Origin of the sequence: Streptosporangium sp. NPDC050284 (assembly GCF_044459525.1) — a bacterium.
Taxonomy (GTDB): Bacteria; Actinomycetota; Actinomycetes; order Streptosporangiales; family Streptosporangiaceae; genus Streptosporangium.
Genome location: NZ_JBITIZ010000047.1, coordinates 1 through 6,402, shown reverse-complemented (window position 1 = coordinate 6,402; position 6,402 = coordinate 1). Strand labels below are relative to the sequence as shown.

The 6,402-nt window shown below is 69.0% G+C and carries 6 protein-coding genes; 1 reads left to right on the top strand and 5 read right to left on the bottom strand.

Annotation, left to right across the window (positions count from 1 at the left end; genetic code table 11):
* Positions 1 to 59: 59 nt before the first annotated feature.
* The 5 genes from ACIBH4_RS39535 to ACIBH4_RS39515 form a co-directional block, all read right to left on the bottom strand.
* Positions 60 to 1,175, bottom strand: a complete 1,116-nt coding sequence (locus tag ACIBH4_RS39535; RefSeq protein ID WP_362522356.1) for a DegT/DnrJ/EryC1/StrS family aminotransferase — start codon at positions 1,173 to 1,175, stop codon at positions 60 to 62.
* Positions 1,176 to 1,206: 31 nt separating this feature from the next.
* Positions 1,207 to 3,012 carry a fatty acyl-AMP ligase gene (locus ACIBH4_RS39530; RefSeq protein WP_362770329.1) on the bottom strand — a complete coding sequence of 602 codons (1,806 nt, stop codon included), beginning with the start codon at positions 3,010 to 3,012 and terminating at the stop codon, positions 1,207 to 1,209.
* Between the two features lie 43 nt (positions 3,013 to 3,055).
* The gene (locus tag ACIBH4_RS39525) at positions 3,056 to 3,619 is read right to left on the bottom strand and encodes an LmbU family transcriptional regulator (protein ID WP_362522351.1); all 564 of its coding nucleotides are present in this window, start codon (positions 3,617 to 3,619) and stop codon (positions 3,056 to 3,058) included.
* Positions 3,620 to 3,878: 259 nt separating this feature from the next.
* On the bottom strand, positions 3,879 to 4,181 hold the full coding sequence (locus ACIBH4_RS39520) for a hypothetical protein (protein WP_362770330.1): 303 nt from the start codon (positions 4,179 to 4,181) through the stop codon (positions 3,879 to 3,881).
* 5 nt (positions 4,182 to 4,186) lie between these two features.
* Positions 4,187 to 4,822 carry a GNAT family protein gene (locus ACIBH4_RS39515; protein WP_362522349.1) on the bottom strand — a complete coding sequence of 212 codons (636 nt, stop codon included), beginning with the start codon at positions 4,820 to 4,822 and terminating at the stop codon, positions 4,187 to 4,189.
* Positions 4,823 to 5,128: 306 nt separating this feature from the next.
* Between ACIBH4_RS39515 and ACIBH4_RS39510 the strand changes: the two genes are divergently transcribed.
* Positions 5,129 to 6,358, top strand: coding sequence for an acyl-CoA dehydrogenase family protein (locus ACIBH4_RS39510; protein WP_362522347.1), 1,230 nt, complete (start codon positions 5,129 to 5,131; stop codon positions 6,356 to 6,358).
* Positions 6,359 to 6,402 lie beyond the last annotated feature (44 nt).

Here is a 6,402-nt window from a genome sequence, read left to right as displayed (position 1 = left end):
AGTCTTCTCGGCATAGGTGACGAAGACCACACGCATCGGCCGGCCCAGCTGGTCGCCCGTCACAGCGCTGCCAGTACCTTGAGCAGCGACTCGACCACCTTCGTCTGGTCGCCCTCGGTCAGCGACGGATACATTGGCAGCGAGAAGATCTCCCCGGCCACCGACTCGGTGACGGGCAGCGCCCCCGCCCGGTAGCCGAGCTTCGCGAACCCCGACATCGTGTGCACCGGCCACGGGTAGCTGATGTTGAGCGACACGCCGTACGGCTTGAGCGCCTCGATGATGTCGTCGCGCCGCGGATGGCGGACCACGTAGACGTAGTACGAGTGCTCGTTGCCGGGGGCGACCGCGGGCAGGACGACGTCGGTGCCGGCCAGCGCCTCGGCGTACCGGGCCGCGACGGCCCTGCGGGCGGCGACGTAGCCGTCGAGCCTGGCCAGCTTGCGGCGCAGGATCTCGGCGTGCACCTCGTCGAGCCGGCTGTTGTGGCCGGGCGTCCGCTCGACGTAGTAGCGCTCCCTCATCCCGTAGTAGCGCAGCTGCCTCAGCGCCGCGTCCACCTCCGGGTCGGAGGTGATCGTCGCTCCGCCGTCGCCGTACGCCCCGAGCACCTTGGTCGGGTAGAAGGAGAACGCGGCCGCCTCGCCCATCGAGCCCGCGATCCTGCCGTGGTGGCGGGCCGCGTGCGCCTGCGCGCAGTCCTCGAGGATCAGCAGGTCGTGCCGGGTGGCGATCTCCCGCAGCGGTGCCATGTCGACGCACTGGCCGTACAGGTGCACGGGAAGCAGGCAGCGGGTCCGCTCGGTGATCGCCGCCTCCACCTGCCCGACGTCCATCAGGTAGGTGTCCTCGTGCACGTCGACGAAGACCGGGGTGGCGCCGACGGCGTCGATGGCCACGACCGTGGGTGCCGCCGTGTTCGACACGGTGATCACCTCGTCGCCCGGCCCGACGCCCAGCGCCTGGAGCCCCAGCACGATCGCGTTCGTCCCGTTGTCGACGCCCACGCAGTGCGAGACGCCGTGGTAGGCGGCGAAGGCCGCCTCGAAGTCGCGCACACCGCGCCCGAGCACGAGCTGGCCCGAGCGGAACACGGTGTCCACGGCGTCGAGGATGTCCTCGCGTTCGTTCTCGTACTCCTGCAGATAGTCCCAGACGAAAAGGGGCCTGATCACGCATCACCTCCGGAAGGGAAGCCACTTCGGCTCAGTGGTCGAACTCCCCGCGGAGGTACTGCTCGCGGCAGGCACCACGGCGGATCTTTCCACTGGTCGTCCGCGGCAGGCTGCCGCGCCGTACGAGGACGAGGTCGTGCGCGGCCAGGCCGTGGTTGCGGGTGATCTCCTGGCGCAGGACGCGCAGGACCGCCTCCCTGTCGCCCTGCTCGGCCGCCATGAGCGCGGGGCCGGCCTCGACGAGGACGACGAGTCGTTCCTCGCCCTCGGCCTCGCTGGAGAACGCGGCCGCCGCCCCCTCGGAGCCGACGTCTCGCACGGCCTGAACGGTCGCCTCGATGTCGTCCGGGTAGTGGTTCCGGCCACGAATGATGATCATGTCCTTGGCTCGGCCCACCACGTGGAGGTTGCCGCCGAACAGGAAACCGAGGTCACCCGTCCGCAGCCAGGGGCCGGAAAGCAGCTCGCCGTCGGTCTCGACGAGGTGCTTCGCGAAGACCTCCGCCGACCGCTCCGGCTGGTTCCAGTAACCGTCCGCCACATTGGGGCCGCTCACCCAGATCTCGCCGACCCGCCCCTCCGGCAGCGAGGCGAGGCCCTCACCGTCGCGGATCCGCACCGACACCCCCAGGCTCGGTACCCCGCAGGAGACGACGCGCACGGTACCCGGGCTGCCCGGCGGGCACTCGCGGGCGATGCCGGCGGCCAGGTCCGCGCGGTCGAAGCAGCGGTCGGTCATGCCCTCGCCGACCGGCGGCGCGCTCACGGGAAGGGTCGCCTCGGCCAGGCCGTAGCAGGGGGCGGGAGTGGTGGGCGCCAGGCCGCCGGCCGCGAACGCCGAGATGAACGCCTCGGTCGACTCGGCGTACACCGGCTCCGCGGCGATCGTGAGGAGCCGCAGCGAGCCGAGGTCGAGCTCGCCCCTGCGCTCGACGGCCACGCGGCGCACACACTGGGCCAGGCTGGAACTCGGCGCGACGCTCCAGTCGGCCCGGTAGTCGGAGATCATGCGGAGCCAGCGGTACGGGTCCTGCACGAAGGCCATCGGGCTGAGGTTGACCGAGTGCGCGCCCGCGCCCAGCGGATTGGTGATCGCGCAGACGAGGCCGAAGTCGTGGAAGAACGGCACCCACGACGCGACGATCGAACTCGGCCAGTGTGCCCTGATCTGGTGGTTGGTGACGGTCATGTTCTCGTGCGTGACGCGGACGCCCGACGGGGTGCCGGTAGAGCCGGAGGTGTACTGCAGGTACGCCACCGCCTCCGCCCTCATATCCGGCCTGCGCCAGTGCGCGGCGTCGGCCAAGGGGATCTCGTCGACGCGGACCAGATGCTCGGGCGGGTGCTCCATCCCCTCCAGCAGCCGCTGGACGGACGGGTGAACGGCGGAGGTGGTGAGCACGCACCGCGGTTCGCAGTCCCCCATCACCGATCGCAGGCGCTCGTTGCTGCGCAGCGCCTCGGGCGCGTAGAGCGGCACCGCCACGAGACCGGCGTACAGGCAGGCGAGGAACGCCACCACGTACGCCGGCTCGTGGGGACAGAGCACCGCCACCCGATCGCCGGGCTCGCACCGCCGCTGGAGGACCGCGGCCACCGCGCGGGCCCGCTCGTCGAGCTCGGCGTAACTCATCGTCCGCGAGCTCTTCTCCCTGCGGCCGGTGTCGCGGCGCATGCCGTACTCGACGAAGGTGACGGCGGGGGAGGAGCCCGAGGTCCTGGCGAAGCGGCCGATGCTGTCGGGCAGGTAGCGGAGACGGAGGCGTTCCGGTCCCCGAGGGGTGGTGACGGCGGTCTCGATGACGTCCTCCGGCGACGCGCCGTGATCGGGGTCCAAGCTGTCTTCTCCGTCCGCTCGTTGAGGCTTCGCCGCCCCGGGGTCAGGCGGACTGGGGGAGCGCGCCGGCCTTCCTCGACTCCAGCGCCGCGAGCGCGGCGCGATCCAGGTTGGAGACCATCCAGACGAGCAGGTCCTGCTCGGTGCTCTCCGCGGCCTCCTGCCAGCGTTTCTTCTGCTCCGCGATGATGTTCATCTGAATGTGGGTGACCTCGTCGGCGGTGCCGCCGTTGCGTTCCGCCTTGATACGCCGCCGCAGCTCGTTCCTCGACCAGCTGCCCTTCTCCGCCCGGTTGAGCCAGATCTCCTGGTCGGGCTCCGGCAGGCTGGCCACCTCCGCGTGGTGCTGGAAGCTCAGCTTGTCGCGCCGCCTGGAAAGACTGAACTGCCGGGCCACCCAGGCGTAGTTCCGCAGCGTCTGGTAGTCGAGCGAGGTCTCGGCGATCGCCCGCTTGTAGCGGTCGGGGTAGTGCGCCTGGCCGTAGATCAGCCAGTCTCCCAGCCACCAGGCGGAGGAGTCGGAGATGATGAAGATCTGGCGGCCAAGGCGGCTCCAGGCGGTCAGTGACATACCGGGTGGGAGTGAGAGAGCCGTTCTCCTGGTCATGCCCGGTGCGTCGAGCGCCATCCGCGCGTTGCCGGCGGGTCTGGCCTGCCCGTGATGTGTGGTCGCAAGACTTGGGTAACCGTTAACGCCTGTCACATCTGTCACGCCCTTTCGCCCCGACGGGTCGTCGATGGCTGAGAGTTTGCCCTAGGCGCCACGGGAGAGTTCTAGACAAGATCTAGACGCCCTGACAGAGAGGTGACGGAGGCCAGGTCAAGGCCGTTTTCCCCGCTCACCGTGCTTGTCCCGACCGCGGGCGCTACTTTTGGCCGTCGGCGCGCGGGGGGAGACGTTCGATGACGAAGTCCGCCAGGTCGTCGAAGTTTCTCCCGGTGAAACCGGCCATGTCGTCCAGGAGTGGGACGCCGTAGGTGTCCTCCAGGGCGAGGATGAGGAGGATGATGGAGAAGGAGTCGAGGTTGCCCAGATCGCTGGGCTCGGGAATCTCCCCCAGGTCGGTCAGCTCGGGAATGGCGAGCTCGGAGGAGCTGAACAGCACGATCTTCAGCGCCTCGCGCTCGATCTGCTCGCGCACTTCCTTCTTCTGGTCGGAAACGAACATCTCGGTCAACTCTTTTCTCCTTCGGATGCCTCGGCGGAATCGGTGGACACTGCGGATACCGTGGACGCCGTAGATGCGGTGGATGCCGCCTCCCGGCGTTCGCCCGGCCCCTGCGCGAGCTTATTGAGGAGCTCGGCGCCGTGCTCCTCCCACTGCTCGCGGTAGACGGCGTAGATATGCACATCCCGCAGCGCTCCGCGATCGTAAAGGTGCTCGGGGAGAGTCGCCTCTTTGTAGGCGGAGTTGAAGGCCGTACGGAAAGCCTCGAAATCCGTCTCGGTGGTCCAGAAATATATCTTTCTGACGTTCCACATGGCGAAGGCGTAGTTGACGGTCATCAGGATGACCTCCGCGCCGAGCCCGTTGCCGGCCGCGGCGGGGTCGGTGAGGAAGCTCGCCCGCACGTGCTGTCCCGAGAGGTCGAGATGGTGGAACGAGACGTATCCCACGACCCTGTCGGTGTCCCGCCGCTCCACGATGAACTGCGCGGACACCTCTTTGGAGTACAGCGCGCCGAACACCTCGGCCGAGGGCAGGTCGTTCAGCTCGGCCTTCAGGAGAAGGTCGTGTGCCGTGACGCCCTCCGGGGGATTGGCATGGCGCAGCAGCGTCCTTCTGGTCTTGGTGTGGGGAAAGAGCACGTTCTTCCACCTTCAACTCGGCGTTGCGGCTGAATGGGATTACCCGGGGTATTGTTCAAGCCGGCCGGGTGACTGTCATCCCCTGCTTCAATGCGGCGGGTCCGTCTCGCCAGCGGGACAGATGCTAGTTCCGGGTGATCGGTGGGTCAAGCTATTCTCTCGCCGCCCCCAATGTCCACGGAATGCCATTTCCTGGATCGTGCATAATTTCCCGGTTGATTTCTTAGGCGGCTCGCGGAAAAGTCGTTTATGGTGCATGCGGCGGCAGCGGGCCGACGTGCGAACGCAGGGAAGCGGGATGGGCTGATGACAGTGCACACCGAGAACGTCGTGATGCCGGGAGAGCTCCGCGAGCCGATCACCCCCGAGGGCCGCGACCTGATCGGCCTCATCGAGACGCACCTGCCGGCGATCGCCGCCGCGGCCCCGGACAACGACCGCAGCGGCACCTTCCCGCGTGACATCTTCGAGGACCTGCGCAAAAGCGGGGTCCTCGGCGCCACGGTGCCATGCGCGCTCGGCGGCCTGGGGGTCGATCGTCTGCACGACGTCTCCCTCGCGTTGCTGAGGGTCGCCGAGGCCGACGCCTCGACGGCGCTCGCCCTGCACATGCAGCTCAGCCGGGCGCTGACGCTGACCTACGAGTGGCGGACGGGACCGGCTCTCGCGCGGACGCTGGCCGAGCGGCTGCTGCGCGGCATGGGCTCCGGCGAGGCGGTCGTGTCCACGGGGGTGAAGGACATCCCCCGCGACCGGCGTCCGACCACGCTGACGCAGACGGCCGACGGCGGCTGGCTGCTGTCGGGTGGCAAGACCCTGGTGAGCATGGCGCCCATCGCCACGGACTTCGCGGTGTACGCGCAGACGCGCGTCCCCGGGCAGCGTCCCCAGTCGGGGATGGCGGTGCTCTCCAGGAACTGCCCGGGGCTTCGCGTGCTGGACAACTGGGACGGCCTGGGGATGCGGGCCTCCGGGAGCGTCGACGTCGTGTTCGACGACTGCGTCATTCCCCCGGAGGACGTGGTCCTGCGCGGGCCCGCGGGCGGGCAGGACCTCGCGATGCTCGCGGGGCAGACGGTGAGCTCGATCACCATGCTGGGGATCTACACCGGGATCGCCCAGTCGGCGCGCGACATCGCGGTCTCGACCCTCATCCGCCGGGGAGCCGCGGGGGCGGCGGCCGCGCGGACGCTGGTGGCGGAGATGGACGCGCGGCTCTTCACGATGAGGTCGACGGTCGCGGCGGCGCTGGCGCGCGCCGACCGGCTCTCCTACGACGACACGGGCGACCCTCGGGAGCGCGGACCGGCCATGATGACGCCGTTCCAGTGCGCGAAGCTGATCGTCAACCAGCTGGCGCCCGCCGTCGTCTTCGACGCCCAGAGCCTGATCGGCGGCGCCTCCTTCTCGGCCTCCCACCCACTGGCGCGGCTCTACCGCGACGTGCGCGCGGGTGGCTTCATGCAGCCCTACACCTACATCGACGCCGTCGACTATCTGAGCGCCCAGGCTCTGGGAGCCGTGAAGAACGGTTAGGAGAGGTCATGCGCGTTCTTTTCACGGCGTACGCGGAGAAGACC